Source organism: Streptomyces sp. NPDC005141 (assembly GCF_053599975.1).
In genome coordinates this window covers 56,902-78,903 of record NZ_JBSFYW010000018.1, presented here as the reverse complement: position 1 = coordinate 78,903, position 22,002 = coordinate 56,902, and the positions used below count along the sequence as shown (strand labels likewise).

General features: G+C 69.4%; 23 protein-coding genes and 2 pseudogenes. 14 read left to right on the top strand and 11 right to left on the bottom strand.

Translation table 11 applies throughout. From position 1 onward, the window contains the following. The first annotated feature begins 52 nt into the window (after positions 1-52). The 5 genes and pseudogenes from ACWD68_RS16765 to ACWD68_RS16745 all read left to right on the top strand — a co-directional run. Positions 53-2,380: a tetratricopeptide repeat protein gene (locus ACWD68_RS16765; RefSeq protein ID WP_451807171.1), complete on the top strand. Its 2,328-nt coding sequence runs from the start codon at positions 53-55 to the stop codon at positions 2,378-2,380. A 556-nt stretch (positions 2,381-2,936) separates the two neighbouring features. Further along, positions 2,937-3,719: an intradiol ring-cleavage dioxygenase gene (locus ACWD68_RS16760; protein ID WP_451807170.1), complete on the top strand. Its 783-nt coding sequence runs from the start codon at positions 2,937-2,939 to the stop codon at positions 3,717-3,719. Between the two features lie 340 nt (positions 3,720-4,059). Continuing rightward, positions 4,060-6,267, top strand: a complete 2,208-nt coding sequence (locus ACWD68_RS16755; RefSeq protein WP_451807169.1) for an ATP-binding protein — start codon at positions 4,060-4,062, stop codon at positions 6,265-6,267. A 771-nt stretch (positions 6,268-7,038) separates the two neighbouring features. Beyond that, the gene (locus ACWD68_RS16750; RefSeq protein WP_451807168.1) at positions 7,039-7,290 is read left to right on the top strand and encodes a hypothetical protein; all 252 of its coding nucleotides are present in this window, start codon (positions 7,039-7,041) and stop codon (positions 7,288-7,290) included. 63 nt (positions 7,291-7,353) lie between these two features. Beyond that, a pseudogene (locus ACWD68_RS16745) lies at positions 7,354-7,555 on the top strand (IS5/IS1182 family transposase); the annotation flags it as partial. 527 nt (positions 7,556-8,082) lie between these two features. Here ACWD68_RS16745 and ACWD68_RS16740 read toward each other — a convergent pair. Both ACWD68_RS16740 and ACWD68_RS16735 read right to left on the bottom strand, forming a co-directional pair. Beyond that, a complete protein-coding gene (locus ACWD68_RS16740) occupies positions 8,083-9,201 on the bottom strand; it encodes a fatty acid desaturase family protein (protein ID WP_451807167.1) in 1,119 nt (372 codons plus the stop codon). A 7-nt stretch (positions 9,202-9,208) separates the two neighbouring features. Continuing rightward, positions 9,209-10,264, bottom strand: a complete 1,056-nt coding sequence (locus ACWD68_RS16735) for a ferredoxin reductase (protein ID WP_451807166.1) — start codon at positions 10,262-10,264, stop codon at positions 9,209-9,211. A gap of 87 nt (positions 10,265-10,351) precedes the next feature. On the opposite strand from ACWD68_RS16735, the gene ACWD68_RS16730 reads away from it, so the two are divergent. Continuing rightward, positions 10,352-11,491 (top strand): PucR family transcriptional regulator, encoded by a 1,140-nt coding sequence (locus ACWD68_RS16730; RefSeq protein ID WP_451807165.1) that lies wholly within the window; start codon positions 10,352-10,354, stop codon positions 11,489-11,491. A gap of 410 nt (positions 11,492-11,901) precedes the next feature. Here ACWD68_RS16730 and ACWD68_RS16725 read toward each other — a convergent pair whose 3' ends face one another. From ACWD68_RS16725 to ACWD68_RS16715, 3 genes are read right to left on the bottom strand one after another with little or no spacing between them, the layout of a single operon-like run. Beyond that, a complete protein-coding gene (locus tag ACWD68_RS16725; RefSeq protein ID WP_451807164.1) occupies positions 11,902-12,348 on the bottom strand; it encodes a DUF6069 family protein in 447 nt (148 codons plus the stop codon). 5 nt (positions 12,349-12,353) lie between these two features. Beyond that, entirely contained in the window at positions 12,354-12,650 is a 297-nt protein-coding gene (locus ACWD68_RS16720; protein ID WP_451807163.1) for a hypothetical protein, read from the bottom strand. Between the two features lie 5 nt (positions 12,651-12,655). Continuing rightward, positions 12,656-13,654 carry an RNA polymerase subunit sigma-70 gene (locus tag ACWD68_RS16715; RefSeq protein ID WP_451807162.1) on the bottom strand — a complete coding sequence of 333 codons (999 nt, stop codon included), beginning with the start codon at positions 13,652-13,654 and terminating at the stop codon, positions 12,656-12,658. Positions 13,655-13,736: 82 nt separating this feature from the next. On the opposite strand from ACWD68_RS16715, the gene ACWD68_RS16710 reads away from it, so the two are divergent. The 4 genes from ACWD68_RS16710 (at position 13,737) to ACWD68_RS16695 (ending at position 16,753) form a co-directional block, all read left to right on the top strand. Then, positions 13,737-13,880 (top strand): hypothetical protein, encoded by a 144-nt coding sequence (locus ACWD68_RS16710; protein ID WP_451807161.1) that lies wholly within the window; start codon positions 13,737-13,739, stop codon positions 13,878-13,880. Positions 13,881-13,997: 117 nt separating this feature from the next. Next, positions 13,998-14,882 carry a hypothetical protein gene (locus tag ACWD68_RS16705; RefSeq protein WP_451807160.1) on the top strand — a complete coding sequence of 295 codons (885 nt, stop codon included), beginning with the start codon at positions 13,998-14,000 and terminating at the stop codon, positions 14,880-14,882. 732 nt (positions 14,883-15,614) lie between these two features. Then, positions 15,615-16,334, top strand: coding sequence for a DUF4142 domain-containing protein (locus ACWD68_RS16700; protein ID WP_451807226.1), 720 nt, complete (start codon positions 15,615-15,617; stop codon positions 16,332-16,334). Between the two features lie 59 nt (positions 16,335-16,393). Further along, the gene (locus tag ACWD68_RS16695) at positions 16,394-16,753 is read left to right on the top strand and encodes a hypothetical protein (protein ID WP_451807159.1); all 360 of its coding nucleotides are present in this window, start codon (positions 16,394-16,396) and stop codon (positions 16,751-16,753) included. A 59-nt stretch (positions 16,754-16,812) separates the two neighbouring features. Here the strand turns inward: ACWD68_RS16695 and ACWD68_RS16690 are convergent. Together ACWD68_RS16690 and ACWD68_RS16685 are read right to left on the bottom strand one after the other, a co-directional pair. Then, a pseudogene (locus tag ACWD68_RS16690) lies at positions 16,813-17,085 on the bottom strand (PepSY domain-containing protein); the annotation flags it as partial. 25 nt (positions 17,086-17,110) lie between these two features. After that, positions 17,111-17,347: a DUF5302 domain-containing protein gene (locus tag ACWD68_RS16685; protein WP_451807158.1), complete on the bottom strand. Its 237-nt coding sequence runs from the start codon at positions 17,345-17,347 to the stop codon at positions 17,111-17,113. Positions 17,348-17,725: 378 nt separating this feature from the next. Between ACWD68_RS16685 and ACWD68_RS16680 the strand changes: the two genes are divergently transcribed. Together ACWD68_RS16680 and ACWD68_RS16675 are read left to right on the top strand one after the other, a co-directional pair. Next, positions 17,726-19,189 (top strand): FG-GAP and VCBS repeat-containing protein, encoded by a 1,464-nt coding sequence (locus ACWD68_RS16680; protein ID WP_451807157.1) that lies wholly within the window; start codon positions 17,726-17,728, stop codon positions 19,187-19,189. A gap of 275 nt (positions 19,190-19,464) precedes the next feature. Further along, the gene (locus tag ACWD68_RS16675; RefSeq protein WP_451807156.1) at positions 19,465-19,875 is read left to right on the top strand and encodes a DUF3224 domain-containing protein; all 411 of its coding nucleotides are present in this window, start codon (positions 19,465-19,467) and stop codon (positions 19,873-19,875) included. A gap of 104 nt (positions 19,876-19,979) precedes the next feature. Here ACWD68_RS16675 and ACWD68_RS16670 read toward each other — a convergent pair whose 3' ends face one another. Next, positions 19,980-20,561, bottom strand: a complete 582-nt coding sequence (locus tag ACWD68_RS16670; RefSeq protein ID WP_451807155.1) for a dihydrofolate reductase family protein — start codon at positions 20,559-20,561, stop codon at positions 19,980-19,982. Positions 20,562-20,626: 65 nt separating this feature from the next. Beyond that, on the bottom strand, positions 20,627-20,812 hold the full coding sequence (locus tag ACWD68_RS16665) for a hypothetical protein (RefSeq protein ID WP_451807154.1): 186 nt from the start codon (positions 20,810-20,812) through the stop codon (positions 20,627-20,629). A 75-nt stretch (positions 20,813-20,887) separates the two neighbouring features. On the opposite strand from ACWD68_RS16665, the gene ACWD68_RS16660 reads away from it, so the two are divergent. Next, positions 20,888-21,046, top strand: a complete 159-nt coding sequence (locus ACWD68_RS16660; RefSeq protein ID WP_451807153.1) for a hypothetical protein — start codon at positions 20,888-20,890, stop codon at positions 21,044-21,046. Between the two features lie 92 nt (positions 21,047-21,138). On the opposite strand, the gene ACWD68_RS16655 is transcribed toward ACWD68_RS16660, so the two are convergent. After that, entirely contained in the window at positions 21,139-21,363 is a 225-nt protein-coding gene (locus ACWD68_RS16655; RefSeq protein ID WP_451807152.1) for a hypothetical protein, read from the bottom strand. A 42-nt stretch (positions 21,364-21,405) separates the two neighbouring features. Here ACWD68_RS16655 and ACWD68_RS16650 point away from each other — a divergent pair, with 42 nt between their 5' ends. Further along, positions 21,406-21,567 carry a hypothetical protein gene (locus tag ACWD68_RS16650; RefSeq protein ID WP_451807151.1) on the top strand — a complete coding sequence of 54 codons (162 nt, stop codon included), beginning with the start codon at positions 21,406-21,408 and terminating at the stop codon, positions 21,565-21,567. 154 nt (positions 21,568-21,721) lie between these two features. On the opposite strand, the gene ACWD68_RS16645 is transcribed toward ACWD68_RS16650, so the two are convergent. Next, positions 21,722-21,994 carry a hypothetical protein gene (locus ACWD68_RS16645; RefSeq protein ID WP_451807150.1) on the bottom strand — a complete coding sequence of 91 codons (273 nt, stop codon included), beginning with the start codon at positions 21,992-21,994 and terminating at the stop codon, positions 21,722-21,724. Positions 21,995-22,002 lie beyond the last annotated feature (8 nt).

The window sequence follows — 22,002 nt, the reverse complement described above, 5'->3', positions numbered from 1 at the left end:
GAGCGGGGACACTTGGTAGCCACGCTCTGACAGCCAGTGCTCTCATGAAGTCATGAAGGCTTGGGGGAATCGGCCGGGCGGCTGGTGGCTGGTGATCGGCGTGGCCATCGGGGTGTCGACGCTGTCCTGGGTGTCCCGGCTGCTGCCGGGAGTGGTGGGCGGAGCGGTGGTTGCCGTGGGAGCTGCCGTGGGAGCTGCGCTGACGCAGCGAGGGCATCACCTCGTCGAGGAGGGAGTACGCCAGAGCACCGAAGTCAAGAGCCGGCTCTTGGTGGACGATCGCGGAAGGCTGCCGCGTGTCGCGGATGTCGAGGATCTGATCGAGATCGGCGTCCATCCGGCTGCGCCGACGGCCGGAGCGGCCTGCTCCGGTTCTGCCGCTGCCCGGGTGCCGCCCTTCGTGCGGCGCGACCGCAGCGACGACATCGAAGAGGCCCTGCGTGCCCACCGCTTCGTCCTCGTTGTCGGCGAGTCGACCGCGGGCAAGTCCCGGACGGCGTTCGAAGCGGTGAGAGCGGTCCTTCCGGACGCGGAGTTCGTCGTACCGGATCCCGCCGAGCCCGCGTCGGTCAGGGCCGCGGTGGCCGCGTCGCGGCGGCCGCACCGGTCCGTGGTCTGGCTGGACGACGTCGAGCGCTACCTGGGGACCGGCGGTCTGACGCTGTCCCTGCTGCGCGAACTCACCGGCCGCGACGGCGTTGTCATCGTGGCCACGATCAGGGCTCATGAGCGGGCTCGCTTCACGGACGTACGGACTGCAGGGGCACCGGAGAGCCGTGACGGCGCGCGTGGCTTGGGCGCGGGGCTGCAAGTCCTGGCCAAGGCGCACGAGATACGGCTGGAACGGCGGTGGGCGGAAGGGGAGGTGGCCCGGGCTCGGGAGTGGGGGTGGCAGGACGAGCGCATCGCCCAGGCCGTGGACAGCGCCGGACGCTACGGCATAGCCGAGTTCCTGGCCGCCGGTCCCCAACTGTTCGCGGCCTGGCAGGATGCCTGGGCTCCGGAGGGCGATCACGTACGCGGGGCCGCGCTGGTCGCCGCAGCCGTGGAGGCACGGCGCGCCGGCTGGCACCGGCCGTTGCCCGTGGCGCTGCTGCGGGAACTCCACGAGGAGCACCTCGCCGCTCGGGGCGGCCCGGTGCTCCGGCCCGAGAGCTGGGATGCGGCACTCGATTGGGCGACGACACCGTTCTTCGCCACGAGCAGTCTGTTGCTCCCCCACCACGCGACGGAGGACCACTACTACGTTTTCGACTACCTCGCCGACGCCATCGACACCGCGCCTGAGTTCACAGCGATCCTGGAAGGCACCTGGGGTCTGCTGATCGCGGCGGCGGATCCCGCGTTGTGCGAGGACCTCGGGTGGGCGGCGCTGAGCTGGGCCGAGCCCGTGATCGCCCAGGGCGCCTTCCAGCGGGCGTGGGGACTGGGCGTTCGTGCGGCAGCTGTGGGTCTGGCGCGCGTGCAGGGGGACGCGCTGCGGTTCGAGGAGGCGTGTCGGCTGCTGCATACGGCCCTGGACTCCGCACTGCCGGACACCGACCCCGACGTACTGTTCGCATTGCGGTCGTCGCTGGCGTGGTGGAGCGGAGCGTCCGGAGACCCGCGCGAGGCCCTCGCCCTGGCCGCGGAACTGTACGAGGAGGCGGTTCGCCGGTACGGCGAGGATCACCCGCAGACAGTGGAGATGGCGCTGAGCCTGGCCCGCTGGACCGGCCACTGCGATCGTCCCGAGGAGGCCCTGGCCCTGGCGCTCACTGCCGCAGAGCGCTCCGTGCGCGCCCTCGGCGCCTCTCACCCCAGCACCCTGAGCTGCCGCTTCGAAGTCGCGGCTTGGACGATGCTGGGTGGTCACCTCGCAGACGCCGTTCACCTATGGCGCGAGTTGGTCGACGACGCGCAGCGGCTGCTGGGCCCGTACGACGGCCTTACCCGGGACGCCCGCTGGAACCTTGCCCATGTCCTCCGGCGGACCGGCGAGGAGGAAGCGGCACTGGACGTGCTGTCCGAGGTGATCGAGGCCCGGAGAGTAGCCTACGGCGACGGCCATCCGATGACGTTCGCGGTCCGTCTCCAGCACGCCGGCCAGACCGGCGCTGCCGGCCGGAAGGCCGAGGCACTCGACCTCCTCGCCCTGCTCGTCGAGGACACGGCCCGAGCGCTCGGCTCTCACGACGCCCTCGCGCTGGCCGCCCGGCACCAACGAGCCCTGTGGACCGCGCACTCGGGGCAGATCACAGACGCCGTCGCGGCATTCCGCACCTTGCTCGCCGATTGTGAGGCCGCGCTCGGCCGGGACCACGCACTCACCCGAGACACTCGAGCCCGGCTGCATCGCCCAGACGCGGAGATCTGGTTCTACAACGCGCCCTCCTGGTGATTTCACAGTCAACCGTGTTGACTCCACAGCCAACCGACCGTCGCATGGAACTTCGTCGTCCCGCCGACGAAGCCTGACACTCCTCACACCGCCGAGTGGCCTGCCGGGCGGTGTTGCTGTCGGTGGCAACCACCGGACAACTACCGCTCAGACAGCCCAAAGAATCCAGGCCCAGGATTGCGAATCCACCCCCACTGCGGTGGCTTCACCAGCTCCTCTGTCAGGTGTGTGCACGCCCCCGGTAGGTGCGGTTACCGCGTAGACGAGAACCCCCGGAAGCTGTGGACGTCCTGGCGGCGGCGGACGACTTCGAGGACGATTCCGAGGTGCCGGGTGGTCCAGTCGGCGAGGTGGCCGGTGTAGCCGCTGTCGGCCCAGACCCACGCCGGCCGCCTGAAGCGGGCTGGCTTCGACGAAGTCGTCCGTGCCGGGAAGCAGCAGGGCCTGACTGCTCCCCGGGCAGGGCGGATCCGGGCGGCGCGGGGTTTCGTAACGCGCCCGATTCATCGGTTGTCCGACCGATCCAGTAGGCCGCTGCACCGGTCATCGTGGCGGCATGACTGAAACCCCCCACCACGAACCTGCGGAGCAGACCGACGCCACCCGCAGATCCATCCTCGCCACCCTGGGTGGCGCAGCCCTCGGCGTGGCCGCTCTCGGAATCCCGGCTTCGCGGGCAGTAGCCGCGGCCCCGGGCGACACGCCTCAGGCCGCCGCCGGACTGGCAGCTGCCTGCGTTCTGACGCCCGAACAGACCGAAGGTCCCTACTATCTGGACCTCGAGACGGTCCGCAAGAACATCACCGAGGGCAAGGCGGGCGTCCCACTCACCCTCCGCGTGACGGTCGTTGACATCGCGACCTGCTTCCCGTTGCCCAACACGGCAGTCGACATCTGGCAGTGCGACGCGCTCGGTGTCTACTCCGGCTATGTCGCGGGCGGCTCAACACCGGACACCACATTCCTGCGAGGCGTGCAGTTGACCGACTCCGCCGGCGTCGCGGAGTTCACGACCGTCTATCCCGGCTGGTACGTCGGCCGCGCACTCCACATCCACATCAAGACCCACGCCGGCGGAACCGTGTCCAACGGGACCTACCACGGAGGCCACGTCTCCCACACGGGCCAGCTCTACTTCCCCGAGGCGTACAACACCAGGATCGCCGCCTTGACCCCCTACCGGAACAACACGGCCACCCGCACGCTCAACGCAAGGGACGGCATATACCGCAACGGCGGGTCCTCGACCCTGCTGAGCGTCACCCAGGCCGGCAGCGACCTCGGCAAGGGAGTGGTTGGCACCGTCATACTCGGTGTCAATCCCGCCGCAACGCCCTGACGCACCCTCTCGGGCCGCCGAGCCGATGAGACCGGATGGTTTCGCCCAGGAAGCCCGCGGCCAGGAATCGGGGATGACCCGGTACAGGACATGCGAGTTATGCGGAGCGGCGCTGACCGCCGGACCACACGGCGGTCGGCCGGCTCGGTACTGCTCCAATGCGTGCCGACAACGGGCGTACAGACAACGCACGATGCACAAAGGCTCCAGAAGGGGACAATCAACTTCACCGGATGCCTCCCCTCCTGATTCGGGTCTCGGGCTGCCGCAAGCGCTCGACTCCTTCGTCGGGCGACGACAGGAACTCTCCGTCCTGCGCACCCTGCTGAGAACATCGCGCTTGCTCACGCTGACCGGTGCCGGCGGCGTCGGCAAGACGCGGCTGGCGCTGGAGTTCGCCAAAGGGCTGCCTGAACGCTACGCGCGAATCGATCTGATCGAACTCGACTCGCTGCACGACGACGCTCCGCTCGCACAGTCCGTGGCCACCGCGCTGGGCGTGGGCGAGCGAGCGGGGCGATCCGGCACCGACGCTCTGGTCCGTGCGATCAGCAACACCTCCCGGCTTGTGATCCTGGACAACTGCGAGCATCTGGCGGAGCCGTGCGCTCGGCTGGCCGCGACCCTGCTGAGCCACTGCCCCCGGTTGCGGATCCTGGCCACCAGCCGGGAAGCGCTGCGGGTTCCCGGAGAGACCGTGTTCCGGGTCGGCGAGCTGTCACTGCCACCGACCAGCACCGGGGACGACCCCACCGCCCTCCTGCGCTCGGACGCCGTCCGCCTGTTCGTCGAACGCGCCGCCAGCCGTGCGCCCGGCTTCACCCTCTGGCGTGGCAACGCTGCGACTGTTGCCGAGATATGCCGCCGGTTGGACGGCCTCACACTCGGCATCGAACTCGCGGCGCGACGCGTGGGCACGCTCCCACTGGGCGACATCCTCGCCGGACTGGACGACCGGCTGTTCCAGCTGCCGCTTCTGACCGACGGAAGCCGGACAGGTCCCCGTCGTCACAACGGACTGACCGCCGCGATCGACTGGAGCCATCGGCTGCTCGAGCCGACGGAACAGGTGGTCTTCCGGCGCCTCGCGGTGCTCGTCGGGGGATTTGACACGGGGGCCGCCGAGGCGGTCTGCGCCGGCAGCGGCGTCGCCCCACGCCACATCCTCGGCATCTTGTGCGCACTTGAGGCCAAGTCGCTGATCGTACGGCTGCCGGGCAACGATCACCCCGCGCGGTTCCGGCAGCTGAACGCCGTTCGCGCCTGCGCCATGGAGCGTCTGATCGTGTCGGGCGAGCTGGAGGCCGTACGGCGACGGTCTCTCGACTGGCTGAACAGCCTCGCGGAACGGGCAGGTGGCGAGGTGTTCGCCGACCAGGCCGGTGGGCCGCTCACCGGCGAACGGGACAATCTCGCGGCGGCCCTGGCCGGCACCGGCGGCGCCGATAACCCCTCGCGCAACCGGCTCGCCCTGGAGCTGGCCCGCGTGTACTACCAGTATGAACAGCCTTCGGCCGCCCGCTCGCTGCTGGACGGACTTCTGCGGCTACCTGCCGGGCCTGCCCTCGGCGGCGCGGTAGCGGCACTCGCCACCCGGGTCGCCTGCCAGCAGAGCGACCTGGCCGCAGCGCTACGCCTCGGTGAGCAGGCGGTAGCCCAGGAACGCACGCGTGACCACCCCGCCGGGCTCGCCAATGCCCTGGACGCGCGGGCGGCGGCACGGCTGTGCCGCGGTGAATTCGCCGCCGCCGTCGCGGACCTGCGCGATTGCCTGCGTGTCGTCGCCACGCTCGGCCGACGGGAGGACACCGCATGGTGCACCCATCACCTGGCTTGGGCCCTGCTCCAGGCGGGCGAGGAGGCCGAGGCCGACTTGCTCATGGCTCGCTGTCTCCCGGTGCTCAGGGCGCATGGGCATTGGAGCCGGGCTGCCGCCGCCCTGCACACCGCCGGCGCCGTACGGCTGTCCCTGGGCCGTCTGGACAACGCCGAGGAACTGTTCGGGGAAGTGCTCCGGATCGTCCCCGAAGCAAGCTTCCACGCGCTGTACCCGGTCGAGGGACTGGCTCTCGTGGCCGCCGAGAGCGGTGACTTGCGGCGGGCCCTGCGTTTGTACGAGGCGAGCGCGCAGGCACGCCGTCGGCTGGACACCGAGCCGGAGGACCCGTGGCGCCGACGCGTGGAACTGACCGCAGCTCGTGCGCGGGCCGGCCTGTCGGCAGCTGCGCAGGACGCTGCTGTCAGCGGTGGCCGGAGACTGCGGGGGGACCGGCTCGTCGCATACGCCCTGCGGAGAGGGAGCGGCTACCCTCGCTCGGCGTCTGACGCCACGGTGGTCGTGGTTGACCAGTTCCCGCTCACGGGCCGGGAGTTCATGGTCGCCGAGCTCGTCGCCGAGGGGCTGACCAACCGCCAGATCGCCGCACGGTTGGGTCTTTCGGAGCGTACTGTCGCCTCTCACCTGGACAAGGTCCGCGACAAACTGGGCCTGCGCTCACGCACCCGGATCGCTCTATGGGCGGCCGCACGAACCAGGGACGATTCTTAGCGATGCGAAGCCCCTGTAGCCCAGCACGTGCGATCGGTCCCTGCTTCGGCAGTAGGGGGTCCTCCCCGGACGAGGCCCGGCCCAGGCACTGAGCTGGACTTCCGCGAGGCAAGTGGCCTGGGAGCGCGATCCCGCTCACCTTCGTGGCCTTGCCGCAGCTGTGTCCCGTCAGCCGGTGACATTCCGAATGCGCATTTCTGAGCATGCTGAAGGAAGGCCGCGTGAGGCCGGTGGCCGTGGCTCGTGGACTTCGACGAGTACGGCCAACGGCTACGACGGAACGGTCGGGCCGGGCATACCCCAAGGGCGGAGTCAGTGCCGCCCCGACGGGGTCCCTTCCCCGCGGACGTGTGAACGGATCGGCCGAGACCGTGATGATCACGTTGTCGCCTCACGGCGGCCGGTTCCGGATCTCCGCCCGCTGGTAGCCTCTGCACGCGCTGATCAGCGCAGCCGTCCTGGAATCGATCCTGCGGCTCCGTTCTTCGAAAGAGTGATGTGATCAAGCGGTTGCACATGACTGCCGGAGTGGTTTTGGCGGCAGTCATAGCTTTGTCCGGATGCGGTGCTACGAAGTCGGGCAAAGTGAAGTCCACTCCGCGGCCTGCGCCAACGGCAAGGTCTGGCAGCACGGTCGGCGCCGCCAGTGCCGACTCCGGGCCGAGTAGCGGTGAAAGCGGCGGCACGCAGCGTTCGCGGCCAACCGAGCGTTCCACCCCCACGGCGTCCCCCTCCGTCGCTGCCGTCCGGCCTCTGAAGGACGGCACCGCCGTGCTCACACACTGCGCGGACACGGACGACCCGGACGCGATCGTCGAGGTCAGGAATCCGAACGGGCGGCAGGGCCTCTTCGGCGTGAGAATCAGCTACAAGGACGCGCACGGCTTCACCATGAGCGAGACCTACAACCAGGTGCTGGTGTCTGCGAAGAGCAAAGCGAGGGTCCGGGTGGCCGTTGTCAGCGCACCCGTGGACGAGATCGATCGCTGTGAGGTCAATCCCCGGGCCACTGCCGTACGGTGACGGCCCACGGAGCTCACCTCGTCCGAAAACGGCCGGGCGCTGCGCGACGATCAGTCGATGGAACAGCGGATCGTTTTCGCTGTGCTGGCGGCCGCGGACGCGGGTGACGATGCGGGCTGGACCGTGTCTGTGGACTCCACGATCTGCCGGGCCGACCAGCATGCTGCGGGAGCCTCGAAAAGGGGGCGTACAGCCGACCCGAGCTTCCGATCATGCACTTGGCCGCTCCCGCGAGCAGCGGGAGACACGCGCCACCATCGCCGCCTACGCCAACCACATCCAGACGCTGAGCCTGCGGAACGCCGAACTCGAAGCGGAGAACGCCATCCTGCGCGAAGCTCTAGGCCAGGGTGGCACCGTGGCCTCCCTCCCTGTGACGCGTTGAATGCTGCCGGAAGGACTGCCGCAACCAGGGCCTGCCACCTGTCTTGCTTCGGCTCACCCGCCCACCCCGGCAGCAGCGCAGGGTCGGACACAGGGGCGGCGAGCACCGGTTCCGGCAGTGTCCACGCCACAGCCCATGCCTTCCACCCAGCCCGCCCGTCGGCAAACCGAGTGCGCGTACGCACCCGACTACCCGGCCCGACCACGGCAGGTCAGCGCACTACAACACCTCGCCGGGGGCTGTGTGCTGGGCTCCTGGCGCACGTCCAGGCAGCGCAGCCGGACACCGGGCTGCCCGGATCTAGTGTCGTACGGTCTGATGTCGCGGCCGCCCACCGTCCGCAACGGATCTCACCGAACCCGGCCGTGCCGCCGGTACGGCCGAAAGATCTGACCCAATACCGGGAATCAGGCCGCGACGAGCTCCTGCTCGCGGTCCGGTGTCTTGACCTTGGGCTTCTTGTTCGGCAGCGAGAGCCGGAAGACCTTGTGCCACGCGGAGAACACCTGCTTGGGCAGCGGCCCGGTGACGTACTCCAGCTCGTACTTCTCGAACAGCGCGCGCACCTTCACCGCGACCTCGGCGTACCGGTTGCTCGGCAGGTCCGGGAACAGGTGGTGCTCGATCTGGTGCGACAGGTTGCCGCTCATGAAGTGCATGGCCTTGCTGCCGCTGATGTTCGCCGAGCCCATCATCTGGCGCAGGTACCACTGGCCGCGCGTCTCGCCCCTGATCGACCGGCGCTCGAAGACCTGTACGCCCTCGGGGAAGTGCCCGCACATGATCACCGAGTGGGTCCAGATGTTGCGGACCAGGTTCGCGGTGAACGTGGCGGCGAGCGTGGGGAGGAACGACGGGCCCGACAGCAGCGGGTGGATCACGTAGTCCTTGAGCACCTGTTTGCGGATCTTGCGGCCCACGGCCTTGGCCCGCTCGCGGAACTCCGGGTTCTTGCGGCGGCGCTTGTGCAGGTTCTTGCCGAGCTCCAGGTCGTACGCCGCGATGCCGTACTCGAAGAAGCAGGCGTTGATGAAGTTCCACAGCGGCTGGCCGAGGTGGAACGGGTGCCACTTCTGGTCCTCGTCGACGCGCATGATGCCGTAGCCGAGGTCGTTGTCCTTGCCGATCACGTTGGTGTACGTGTGGTGCAGCTCGTTGTGCGAGTGCTTCCACTGCTCGGACGGCGAGACGTGATCCCACTCCCAGGTGGTGGAGTGGATCTTCGGGTCCCGCATCCAGTCCCACTGGCCGTGCAGGATGTTGTGGCCGATCTCCATGTTGTCCATGATCTTCGCCACGGACAGCCCGGCGGTGCCGAGCAGCCACGCGGGCGGGAAGATCGAGAACAGCAGCACGCCCCTGCTGACCAGCTCGAGCTTGCGCTGCGCCGAGATGACCCTGCGGATGTAGGCGGCGTCCTTCTCGCCGCGGCCGGCGATCACCTCGTCGCGGATCGCGTCCAGCTCGCGGCCGAGCTCCTCGATCTGCTCCGCGGTCAGGTGGGCGGTGGGGTCGATGGCGGTCAAGGTGCTCCTACCGTTCGATGTCGCAGGGGCCCGCCGCGGCGGACACGCAGGTCTGGATGAGGACGCCCGGCTCGGCCTCGGTGATCTCGCCGGTGCGCAGGTCGCGGACGGCGCCCGCCTTGAGCGGAGTGACGCAACCGAAGCAGATGCCCATCCGGCACCCGGAGGGCATGAGCACGCCGGCCTCCTCGCCGATGTCCAGCAACGGCGTGGCGCCGTCCGCGTCGACGGTCTTGCCGGTGGCGCTGAACGTGACCTCGCCGCCGTCGCCGGCGACGACGATGCTGGGGCGGAAGCGTTCGGTGTGCAGGCGCTCTTGTACGCCGTGCTCGGTCCAGTGCTCTTCGGCGGCGTCGAGCAGGCCCGCGGGCCCGCAAGCCCAGGTCTCGCGCTCGGCCCAGTCGGGCACGAGTTCGTCGAGACGGGCGATGTCGAGCATGCCGTCCGTGTCGGTGTGCACCTCGGTGAGCCGCAGCTTCTTGTCCGCGACCAGGTCGTGCAGTTCGTTGCGGAAGATCACGTCTCGCGGCTGTGGCGCGCAGTGGACCATGACGACGTCGTCGAACTCGATGTCGCGCAGCATGCCCATCACGGGCGTGATGCCGCTGCCGGCCGTCAGGTAGAGCACCTTGGCGGGCTTGGCCTGCGGCAGCACGAAGTCACCGGTCGGCTGGTCGAGCTGGATCAGCGTGCCCGGTTTCGCCCTGCGGACCAGGTGGTTGCTGACCTTGCCGTCCGGGATCGCCTTCACGGTGATCGTGACGCGGCCGTCCTGGCGGTTTGTCGGCGAGGTGACGGAGTAGGCACGCCACAGGCGCACCCCGTCGACGTCGACCCCGATCCGCACGTACTGACCGGCTGTGTGGCCGCGCCAGCCCCGTCCCGGCCTGATCACGATGGTCGCGGCGTCACCCGTCTCGGGGTGCACGGCCTCGATACGCCCACGCAGGTCAGCGCCCGCACGCAGCGGGCTGACCAGGTCGAGGTAGTCCGACGGCAGCAGCGGCGTCGTGACCATCTCCAGCAGTTTCCACGCCCTGCTGCGGAGGGCTGCACTCGTCATGACTCCAGCTTGCTGCGCCTCAAGGCGTAAAGTCCTGACCGCAGGACGTAAATCTGGTCGGCTGAATTGTTCGCAGGGAACAAAAACGTGAACCATGCAATCCGTAGGGCCAGCGAACTGGCCCTGGACGAGACGACGGTCACCGCACTCCGGGCCGCGCTGAAGGCCACCGCCGACGAGGTCGTACAGGCGATCATCGACGAGGTCCCTTCCTACGCCAACGCCCTCTCGGGCCACATGGGCGCCACCATCCGCCGAGCCGTCCGCACCGCCCTGGGGCACTACCTGGACCTCGCGAGCGGGAACGCCACGGGCGGCGACGGCGGTGACGCAGCCTACGAGCTGGGCCGCGGCGAGGTCCGCGACGGCCGTTCGATGGACGCCCTGCTCAGCGCCTACCGCGTCGGCGCCCGCGTGGCCTGGCGATGCCTGGCAGCGGGTGCCGTACCCGCGGGTCTGCCCGCCGCCGAGGTCGCCAAGTTCGCCGAGCTGACCTTCGCCTACATCGACGAGCTCTCCGCCGCGAGCGCCGCGGGCCACGCCGACGAACTTGCCGCCCGGGGCAGGGATCACGAGCGCCACCTGGAGCACCTGGCCCGCGACCTCCTCGCCGGCGCGAGCCCGGACGTGCTGCTGGCTTCTGTTCAACGGGCCGGGTGGCAGCCTCCGGCTTCGCTGACCGCGGTCCTGCTGCCCGCCGCCCAGGCCCGGCCCGCCTACCGCGCGCTCGACCCGGGCACCCTCGTCCTCGACGACCTGCCGGATGCCACCGGTGTGCTGCTCGTCCCCGATGCCGACCGATCACATCTCTTGCGGCAGCTGACCGACCGCACCGCCGTGGTCGGCCCGGCCCGGCCATGGACTCGTGCGTCCGCCTCGTACGCACGAGCCGTACGCGCGCGCTCCCTCTCCTCTGATATTCGCGACACCGAGGACCACCTGCCCGAGCTGGTGCTGAGCGCTGACGCGGACGCGTTCGCGGACCTGCGTGCCCGAGCCCTCGCACCGTTGCGGACCTTGCCTGTCGCGACCGCACGGCGGCTGGAGGAGACGTTGCGGGCGTGGCTGCTGCACCAGGGCAGGCGGGACGAGGTGGCGGCGGCGTTGTTCGTCCATCCCCAGACGGTCCGGTACCGGATGTCGCAGCTGCGGGAGGTGTTTCCGGATCTCGCATCGCCACAGCGGGTCCTTGAACTGACGCTGGCGGTCGGTCTTCGGGTCAGCTGACGCGTACTTCGACCGTCCACGACCGCGTCCGCGAGCGGTCCGGGAATCGTGCCTCGTTCTCAGTGCCATCAGCCGGCTCATGCGGCCTGGGGAAGAGCGGCAGCCTGACGTCGACCCGAGAGGGCCAGATCCCGGCTCGAGCCGCCGCGCAGGGGCCGAATCGACGTGTGAGGCGCGCGACGGCGAGGTCGGCCAGGGTGAACGCGACCGGGGTACCCGGTGCGCCCCGTCCGAAGCGGATGGCGTGTGGTCTTCAGCCCGCAAGGCGCCCTGTGCGCCTTCGCACACGCGACTCAGCTTTCGAGTTGACCAAGAAAAGGAACCTGGAATGGAGGGTGGCAGCAACGGGGGGCCACGTTGGTGCGCGCGGCGCAAGCCCTTGCACCGCGCGGTGTCCCATTGCGGGATCGTCAATCGGTCCGGGTGCGCAGGCTCCGCGCCAGGGTGGGGATCATCACCGTCGCAGGGACGAGGTGGAGCCCGAGGAGGGCGGCGGTGGTGGCGGTGTTCGCCCCGGAGAGGAGGGGCGGAACCAACGAGATCACGGTCAGCGACACTGCCGTCCACACGAATCGCTCGGCGGGGCGAGCGCTCCAACGAAGAAGAGCGACGGCAATGACGATGCCCACGACCGAGAAGAAGCCGGTCACCACGGCGAACCCGGACAGCGGGATCGTCTCGCCACCATCGGGAACCTCGAAGTCGACGCCAACGGCCTGGGCAAGCGCAGCGGCGAGGGTGGTGGCCACCATCGCTGCGAGCGTGGCAAGGAAGCCGGTGCCGGCGAGCCCGCGGAGTCGATGGGTGTGGCTGGTCCGGCCCGATGCCGGGCCTGCGCCGACCCCGGTGTCATTCATGCTGTTCATGTCGTTCCTCCATCATTCGGCAACTGGCTTACGGGGTGGGTTGACTGGCGTGTGACGGTCCTGGCCCTGGGGGTGACGACGCGCACCCTCGCCGTGCGACGGCCGGGGTTCCGCAGGGCGCGGACGCCGGTGCCGCGGAGCCAGAACCCGGCGCCGCGCCCGAGGACCGGCCCGGGCTCGCCGTCGCGCAGCTCCAGCTGCACCCGCCCGCGGGTGACGACGCCGAACGCGTCGCACCACTCCGCCGCGACCACCGCGGCACGCGCGCCACCGCGCAGTGCGAGCGTCCACACCGGGACTACTCCGTGCCGTCCGCCGGCAGGCGCTCCGATAGCCCGAGCCTCGGGAACTGATCGTCGTGGAACGTGACGATCTCGGTGATCGCCCCGCTCGTGACGCGCAGGACGTCGATCGTCAGCGGCAGGTACGCGCCCTCCCGCTTCCGCCAGAGGTAGAAGGCGACGGCGGGCTGCCGGTTCACGGAGGTAAGAACGGCGCGCAGGCCCTTCATGCCCTCGAAGCCGCTCTCGACCCAGTCGTTCACCACCGCGTCGCGGCCGACGTACAGGCCCGGCGTGGGCGGCATCGAGCAGCGGACGTCGTCCCGCAGCAGCGCGGCGAGCGCGTCGACGTCCGTGGCCACGCTGGCGTCGGTATAGCGGCGCACCAGCTCGCGCGTCCCGGCGTCCTGTTCGCCGCCGGTCCAGTCCTGCCGCTCGGCGGGCAGGTGCTCACGCATGCCGGCGCGGGCCCGCTGCAGCGCGCTGTTCACGGAGTTGACGGAGTCCCCGAGGAGCTCCGCGACGTCCTTCGCCGGCCAGCCGAGCACGTCCCGCAGGATCAGCACGGCCCGAGGACGCGGCGCGAGGTGCTGGACTGCGACCAGGTACGCCAGCTCGATCGTCTCCCGCGCGACGGCGACGGCCTCCGGCTCGTCCGCGTCTCCCGCGGGCAGCTCGTCGAGCAGCCGGTCCGGGTAGGGCTGCAGCCACAGCACCTCGCCGCCGGTCGCGGGCTCCGGGCGGCGTTTGGCGAGCAGGTCCAGGCAGGCGTTGGTGGCGATCCGGTACAGCCAGGCCCGGAACGTCGACCGCCCCTCGAAGGTCTCCCGCCGCCGCCAGGCACGGAGGAACGTCTCCTGCACGGTGTCCTCGGCGTCCTCGAACGACCCGAGCATCCGGTAGCAGTGCACGTGCAGCTCCCGGCGGTGCCGCTCCGCCAGCCCCGAGAACGCCGGCTCGTCGACCTCGCCCAGCCCGCTCACGCCCAGCTCCTCCAGCAGCCTGTCCGCACTCATCACGTCATCCTTCCGCCTCGTCGTATCCCCTCGTAGGTGTGACGGGTGCGGGCGCGAAAACTCATCACCAGGGTCGGTCGGCATGGCCACCATCCCCGGCGCGACCCAGTCCACCTACCAACTCACCTCAAGTGACCGCTCGCGCGACATCACCGTGAAGGTCGCGGCCAAGCGCACCGGTCACACCAACGGCACCGCCATCAGCAAGGCAGCCCACGTCAGCTGATCACCCGGCGACTCGTAGGGCCCCGCCCGGCCGCGGCCGGTGAACGATCCCCTGGGCCGAGGCGTCACAGTTTCGGTGGCGGGTCCGTCCACCATGCCGTCCGTCCTGGGGGGAACCATGCGAGGAATCAGACTGCGCCGGCCGCTCGCGACAATCGCCCTGCTCGTCACGGGAGCTGCGGGAGCTGCGGGAGCCACAGCCTGCGGCACCGGAACGGCGGTGCAGGTCGGCAGCGACAACCGGGAACGCACCGAGCGCGCCCACCAAGTCTCCGAGGCGTGGAACGGCTCCCAGGCCGCGAAAACCTGGCGGGAGGGATACTTCCCACTGGGGGATCCCGTCCGGCTGCCCGAGGGCGCCTTCCACAACGGCGCCGACAAACGCGCATACCTGAGCGGGAACTTCACACTGCGCGGCAAGCTCCCCGACTCCACGGAGAAGAAGGGCGAGATCCACTGGCGCGCCGGTGGCTCCCTGACTGTGTCGGTCGACTCCGCACACACCTCGTACGAGCGGTTCACTCAAGGCAAGGGCACAGGATCCGCCCTTGTCGTCACCGGAGCGCGGCTCGGCGAGACGACCCTCCTCACCAGCCGGGGCCAGGCGACCGTGCCCGCCTGGCACTTCACGCTCAAGGGGTACGACACCCCGCTCACCCGCGTCGCGGTCGCCGGACCGGCGAAACCTCCCAAGTCTCCGATCAAGTCCCTGACGCTGCCGTCCGATGATCTGTGGCCCCTGGGCGGCCTGGTCTCCATCTCGCAGGACGGACGGAGCGTCACGCTGCGCGCCCATCACGGCTCCTGCGACAAGGGCCCTGTGGTCGACGTGCTCGAGACGACGGGCAGCGTGGTCCTGTCCGGCTGGATCCGCGGCCGCTCCGACGGCCCCTGCACAGCAATCCTGCTCGCCAAAAAGGTGACGGTGAAACTGGACCGCCCCGTCGGCGAGCGCCTGCTGCTCGACGCCTACACCGGCGGGCCCGTGCCCTACGAAAAGTGACCAGGCAACGGAGGCGCGCGTGCCCACCCGCATCCGGTAACGGTGGGAGTCGTTGAACAGGTCCAGCGCAGCGGCTCCCCCAGCACAGGCACGATGTGAGGGCCCGAACCCGCCCGGTCCCGGGCCCTCGCCCGGGGTCGCAGTTCGTCGGGCCAGCAGGTTCCTGCTCCTCAGGCCAGCCCTGCCAGGCGCGCCGTCACCCGCCCGTTCGCCTGCACCACATGCCGGCACCACACCGCATGCCACGACCCCGCTGCCACAACCCGAACATCCCGTTCGTCACAACGCCCCCGCCGGACAGAAGTCAATAGCCCCGTCCGGGACAAATCATGCGACAAGAGCGCAGTCGGGGGCGGTCGCCAACTCGGCCGTCAGGCGTCGGTGCACCCAAGTGACAGAGGGTCGCCCAGACGGGTAACCCCTTTCCGGGACAGTGGATGCGCCATCCATGAGCAGTAATGGTCCGTGTGATCGTCCGTGCGCTGACAACAGCCCGGAGAAGACCGTCAGCGGCGCATGCTGAGCCGGCTCAGCGACCCAGGCACGGCTTGGACTGGTCCCAGGCTCATCCTGTGTGCCGTCCATGAATTTTTCGCACGGTCCGCTGAGTCCGAATGGCTCCCCGTACGTACTCCTCTTCGGCCGCCCCGACCAGGCGACGACAGATCGGCGACAAGCCGACAGGCAGGAGGAACGGTGCAGCGTTCGCGCAATGTGATCGGAACACTTTTCGTGGGTGGTGCTCTAACGCTGACACTCGCCGCTCTCGCCTACCCGGCGATGCTCGGCCTGGACACCGTGTCGACCTCGAACGACCGGATCATCGCCAACACACAGTGGGGACCGCTGACGGAAGGCGAACGGGACTTCGTGGTCAAGGTGCGCGCGGCCGGCCTGTGGGAGCACCCGCTCGGCCTGATCGGCCTGCAGAAGGGACAGAGCAAGGCCGTCAAGACCGCGAGCCAGCACCTCGTCGACGGGCACGCCGCCCTGGACACCAGCTGCCGCAAGATCGCACCCATGCTGAACATCACGCTGCCCAACGTGGCAAGCCCGCAGCAGGAAGGTTTCGTCACCCAGCTGAAGGCAGAGTCGGGGCAGCAGTTCGACACCGACTTCGCCAACATCCTGCGAATGACCCACGGCTCGATCTTCAACGCGATCGCCAAGGTCCGCTCGACCACCAAGAACACACTGATCCGCGCCCTGGCCGATCAGGCGAACAACACGGTGCTCGACCACATCACCGTGATGGAGAAGACCGGCCTCGTCGACTTCGACACCACGGTCTTCAACCAGACCACCCCGCCCAAGCTCCCCAGCTCCGACATGACCCCACCGAACCCGGCGCCCGGCCAGCCCCAGGTCGTCCTCAACCCCCCACCCAACCCCACCTCCACACCACTGGACCTGGACGCCGCGGTGAACGGCGCGAAAGTGAATGGCGGGTAGCCCCGCCCGGCCATGGCTCGACCATGCACGCGCTACCGAATCGGGTGGACACTAGATCAGTGCGCGAAGCATTCGTCCACGAGGCGGTCGTGATCATGGAAGCGGGCGGTGATGTGAGAGCCCCAGGAGCGGCCATCACCGTCGCGCTCTGCGGGCACTGGGAACACGAGCCGCCGTGCCCGCTCGCTCCGCACCACACCGCCGCGGAGCGCTCAGGCGACGAGGTGCGACTACGAGTGCTGTTCGCAGCCGAACCCGCGGTTGAGGCCGAAGTCCGCAGCCGGATCGAAGCAGCGTTGTCCAAGGCCAGTCTTGACCGCCCGGACGGTGCCATCACACGGTGGCAGCTCCTCGGCACACGGCCCGGCCTCGTCCAGGAGGACGAGGCGGGCCGCGCCGGGCGACTCATCCAGGGCTAGAGCACGTCCTCAAGCCCGGCGCCACGCTGCCGACTGCCGCGGAGACGTCGACGCCCACGTCATCCGGCAGTTCGGGCGTAACCGTCAGCCGTCGGAGGGGGTGGTTGTGGCCGGCGTGGCGGAGCCGTGGCGGTCCAGGTCAGACCGGTCGTGGATAGGGCCAGCAGACCGAGCGCGAGCCACAGTCCCGTTGTGGCGTGCCGGCTCCGAGTGCGCCGTACCTCCTTCTTCGCGGCCCGGTCGGGCAGCAGCAGACGCCGTGCGGTCCGGGTTCCGCGCTGCCGGCGCCACCACAGGACCAGGCCGCCGAGGACGAGGACCCACAGCCAACTCGCGGCGAACTCCGACTATCGGGACTCAGCCGCCGCTCTTTCGACGGAACGACCGCTGACTCGCGGCCGGGCCGTGCGCGCCGTGGACCTTCGACTTCTTGGTGCTCGCAGTGAGGTCAGTGGCGTCCGCCTGCAGACCACGCTTGCGCGCCAGAGCCTCCCGAAACTTGCGCTTCAACTCGTCCTGACCGTCATCGTCGGGTGCGAGGGAACCGCTCTCGCCGTCAACCGGCTCTTCGGGCGATGCAGACTCTGTAGCCATGGTGACCTCCTGGGACGGGGCAGTGGAAAGCACAGCTTGTCATGGCGGGCGCCCATCGAGGCACCCGCTTCCTCCACCACTCGCACTCGCCACCAGCCTGGCGGCGAGACCCGGACCGGGCGGCGTACCCGAACGCGTCGGGGCGTTGGCCGCACCCTCCGTGGAGCGGAGCGCCCCCGGATCAGGGCCTGCCGATGCCTCCCTCATCGCAACCCCGGGCGGTCATCACGGCTTCCTTCCAGCAGGGGCGGGAGAACGACGGCGAAATGCCCGGCAGGATTCCAGGGCTATGCCGGGCAACCCTTCGTACGCCTCAGGAGTCACCTCCCGAAAAGTCCTGGTCCCCGCCCAGTTCCGTCGTCCCATTTGGAGCCCGCCATGCGTACGCACCGCCGACCGGCCGCTGTCCTGGGCTGTGCCCTGTTGTTGGCGGTCGCGGGAAGCGGCGCGAACAGGCCCTCCGACCACTCCTCCCGTCCCGCCGCCGGAAAGCCCTCCGAACGCCCCGACCCCGGCGACTTCAACGGCGACGGCTACGACGACTTCGTGGACGTCGTGGAGTCGAAGTCCAAGGACGGCGAGAAGTACGAGGCGAACCTTGTCGTGGTCTACGGATCGCGCTCGGGCCTCGACATCACCACGGCACGACGGACTTCAGCCGGTACCGAGAAGTACGCGATGTTCATGTCGGAGCCCCTGCGCACCGACCTCGACGGCGACGGCTTCACGGACCTGGTCGCCAGCCGTGGCACGAGCAGCACTCAACACGAATCGTTCGCGCTGTTCGGCGGCGCGCGCGGGCTGAGCACCGCCCGCCGGCTCGATCTGCCCGAAGGCTTCCGCCCGCTGGCCGCCGCCGATTTCGACGGCGACGGCTCCGTGGACCTGCTCGACGGCGGCCAGGACGGCTCGGGCGACCCCTACGCCACCGGGACGAACGGCGACGGCCTGCTCCTGTACGGCCCCTTCGACCGCAAGGGGGCACCGAGCCGACGGGCCGTGCTCGACCTCGGCCAGCACGGCTACACCACGCCCGGCTCGGCCACCACCGGTGACTTCGACGGCGACGGCAGGGCCGAGGTGGTGTTCACGTACTCCTTCGACGCCGAGGAGGACGAGAACGCGCCCGCCGACCTGCACTCGATCGGCGTGTACGAAGGCGGCGAGCAGGGGCTGGTGCGTAACCCCCGTCAGGAGGGGGCGATCGCGGACCTGGCGGAGACCAACGACGGCCCAAGAGTCCCGGCCACCGGGGACGCGGACGGCGACGGCCTCCCGGACCTGCTCGTGCCCACCCTTCTCCCCGTGGGCCCGGCGGACATGCCCAGCGCGGGCGGCGCCCTGACGATCATGTACGGGGCGAAGTCCGGTCTGGACACGGGCCGCGAGCGGACCGTGATCGGCGGCATGGGCACGGCCGACCGGCGCCGCACCGACTTCGGCTCGTCGCCCGCCGTCGGCGACGTCGACGGCGACGGGAAACCGGATGTCGTCGTGAACACCCCGCGCTTCCGGCGTCACGACGGCAAGGTGACGCTGCTCCCCGGTGGAGCGGACGGGGCACAGTCCCTCGACGGCGAACAGGTGACCGACGCGGAGACCAACGGTCTGCCCGGCACCCCGAATCCGTACTACTGGAATGCCTTCAACCACCACCCCCCGCTGCTCGACGTCAACGGCGACGGCCACGCGGACGCGGTCGTCTTCGGGCCGCTTTACGAGAAGCGGAAGGGCGCGTATCTGGTGCTGCAGGGCACGGACGACGGGTTCGACCCCAAGAAAGTACGACTCTTCACGCCGGACGACCTCGGCGTACCGCTCCTGATCCGTGAGCGGGAGTGAGCCCGTATGTGCCGGACCTCGGCGAGTCCCTGAAAATGAGTCTCCACAACGGTGAAGGCACCTGACGCGCCACCGGTGCGCACGTCGACAGACCAGGACATCCCCGCGCCCGAGGCGAGCGCGTGACCGGGACCCTCGCCGCGCTTCGGCCTACGCCTGCTTCCAGGCTGGCGTGTGGGATCTCAGCTTGTTCCTTGACGTTTCTGTCGCCCCTCGTTGCCCTGGTCGGCGATGGCCTGGCCGCGTTTGTCAGAGCACATCGGTACGGTCGGTGCATGAGAGCCAATGCGACTTTCGCTGTCGAAGAGTTCGTTCCGACTGAGCTGAAGCCTGTGCCGGCCGTGTCCACTGGGCTGCCGGTAGGTGTCGCGACGATGGAGAAGCGCTTCGAGGGAGAGGTCGCGGGCCGCTCGGCGACACTGTTCACTGCCGCGTTCGACCAAGCGACCGGCGTCGGTACCTATGTGGCCATGGAGTCGTTCGAAGGCTCGCTGCACGGGCGGGAGGGTTCCTTCAACTTCGTGCACTCGGCGACAACGTCCGGCAGCGACCGCACTGCGGAGTTCTCCACCATCGTGCCCTCAAGCGGAACCGGCGAGCTGACTGGCATCTCCGGACTGGTAGGCCCGCATGTTGAGGTGTCGCGTATTCGTCAGCCGAGACGTGTTCATGCCTTGATGGAGTGACGGACAGTGATGTTCGGGAGTCTCCCCCTCCGCTGTTTGTGCCCTCGCCCAATGCGAGATGTCACCGTTCGCAGTGGACTTCTTCGCGTACCCGCTCAGATCGGTCAACGGCGCACCCGATAGCGCAGGTGAAGCACCCGGTTGCCCTGAATCACCACGTCAGGATCCTCCAACAGGTGCTGCGCGTGGACCGACCCGAAGTAGCGCTTGCCGGACCCGAACACGACGGGTACGACGTCCATGCGCACCTCGTCGATCAGGCCCGCGGCAAGCACCTGGCCACCGACGTCGCCAGCGGCGACCTCGACCGTGCGGTCACCCGCAAGCTCCTGCGCCTTGGCCATGGCTGCCTCGACGCCGTCGACGAAGTGAAACGGAGCCCCGGGGTCCCAGCCCTCGGGCTCCGGCCGGTGCGTCACGACGACCACGTGGTCGATCCCGCCCGGAGGCTTCCCGTCCCAGCCGTCCGTCATGTCGAAGACGTGGCGGCCGACGAGTGTCACCCCGATCTGGTCCCAGTACGGCCGGGTGTAGTCGTAGGACGTCTGCGACACCTTCACCTCGCCGCTCTCGTCCAACGGGACGTCACCGCTGGACAACCAGTCGAACAACGGTCCGGGCTGGTCGTTCTCGTCCGCGACGAAGCCGTCCACCGACACCGAGCTGTACATGACCACCTTGCCCACGGGGCTCTCCTCTGCTTCGGGGTGCCCCAAATTAGCGTGTCGTGAGCTGTCACTCCTGTAAGAAATCAATCGGCCGACAGCGGTCGGCCGTCCAGCGCGTGGCCGGGATGTTCGCGCAGGAACCGTCGCCGGACTTCGACGTACCGGGTCGGCGCGAGCCCGGTGAACGCCCGGAACTCGTGGCCGAAGTGGGCCTGGTCGAAGTACGGCCTCGTGCCGGAGGGATGGCCGTTGACGCTGACGGCACGCATGGCATCTGGTTCGACTACCAGCTCGGCTGAACGGCGGGCTCTGGACCGCCGACGCCGCGGGGGCCGTCAGGAGCGGTGCGCAGACCACCGCCGCGAGGGCCACGGCAGCAGCGAGGGCGGATCATCCACCAGGACTCGGCGGGCATCCCGGGCGCGGTGGGGGCGGAGGACCTCGCCATCGGCCGCGGCTACGAGCAGGGCGACGCCGAACGCGGTTACGTCACCGTCCAGTAGTACGGCGGCTCGAACGGGCCCGACACCGCCCGCAGGCCGGTCAAGTTCACCCAGAACACCGCCGAGGTGCCCGGCTCCTCCGAGAACGAGGACTACTTCGGCTCCGCCATCGCCGCCGGCGACGTCAACGGCGACGCTACGCGGACCTCCCCGTCGGCGCCCGCGGCGAGGACCTCGGCACCGAGCGCGACGCCAGCGCGGTCGCCGTCCTGTTCGGCCGCGCGGGCGGCCTGCCCGGCACCGGCGCCAAGTCCTTCACTCAGGACCCCTCCGGCATCACCGGCACCGCGGAGACCCAGGATCAGTTCGGCACCCACCTCAAGCTCACCGACTACACCCGCGACGGCCGCGCCGACCTCATGATCGGCACCAACGAACAGCTGGGCTACGAGGACCGCTGGGGTCTCGTCCACTGCTTGAAGGGCTCCGGCTCGGGCATCACGACGACGGGCTCGAAGTCGTACTCCGTGACGTCGCTGAAGCTGTCGTACATGCGACTGGGCGGGCCGTTCGCACGCTGAGCCCACTGACCGCTGGGGAGCGATCGACAGCCAGCCCCCTGCCTGCCGGCACCGAGCCCGCAGGCAGGGGGTGTTGCGTCCGGTGCTCTGACCGGGAAGGTCTGCGAGACACGCGGCAACTGCCGGTGGTTGTGCGCTGAACGGGCGCAGCGGCTCAGAGATCTGTGATGGCCATCCACAGGTCAATGTCGGAGATCATCAGCCGGCCCGGCCGCTGTGTGGCAGTGTCCGGGACGACCGCCCGCACCAAGGGCTGGTCGCCCTTCTCGATGGTCACCTTCGTGCCGTCGAACTTCGGTGACTTGGCGCGGACGACGGAACGCAGCTTGTCCGCAACACGGTTGGCGGTCGTCTCGTCCTTGACCACGAGGCAGAGCGTCTCGACGTTCTTGGCGGCGGAGGCAGCCTGCTGGCCGAGGGCGGACAAGCGTACCG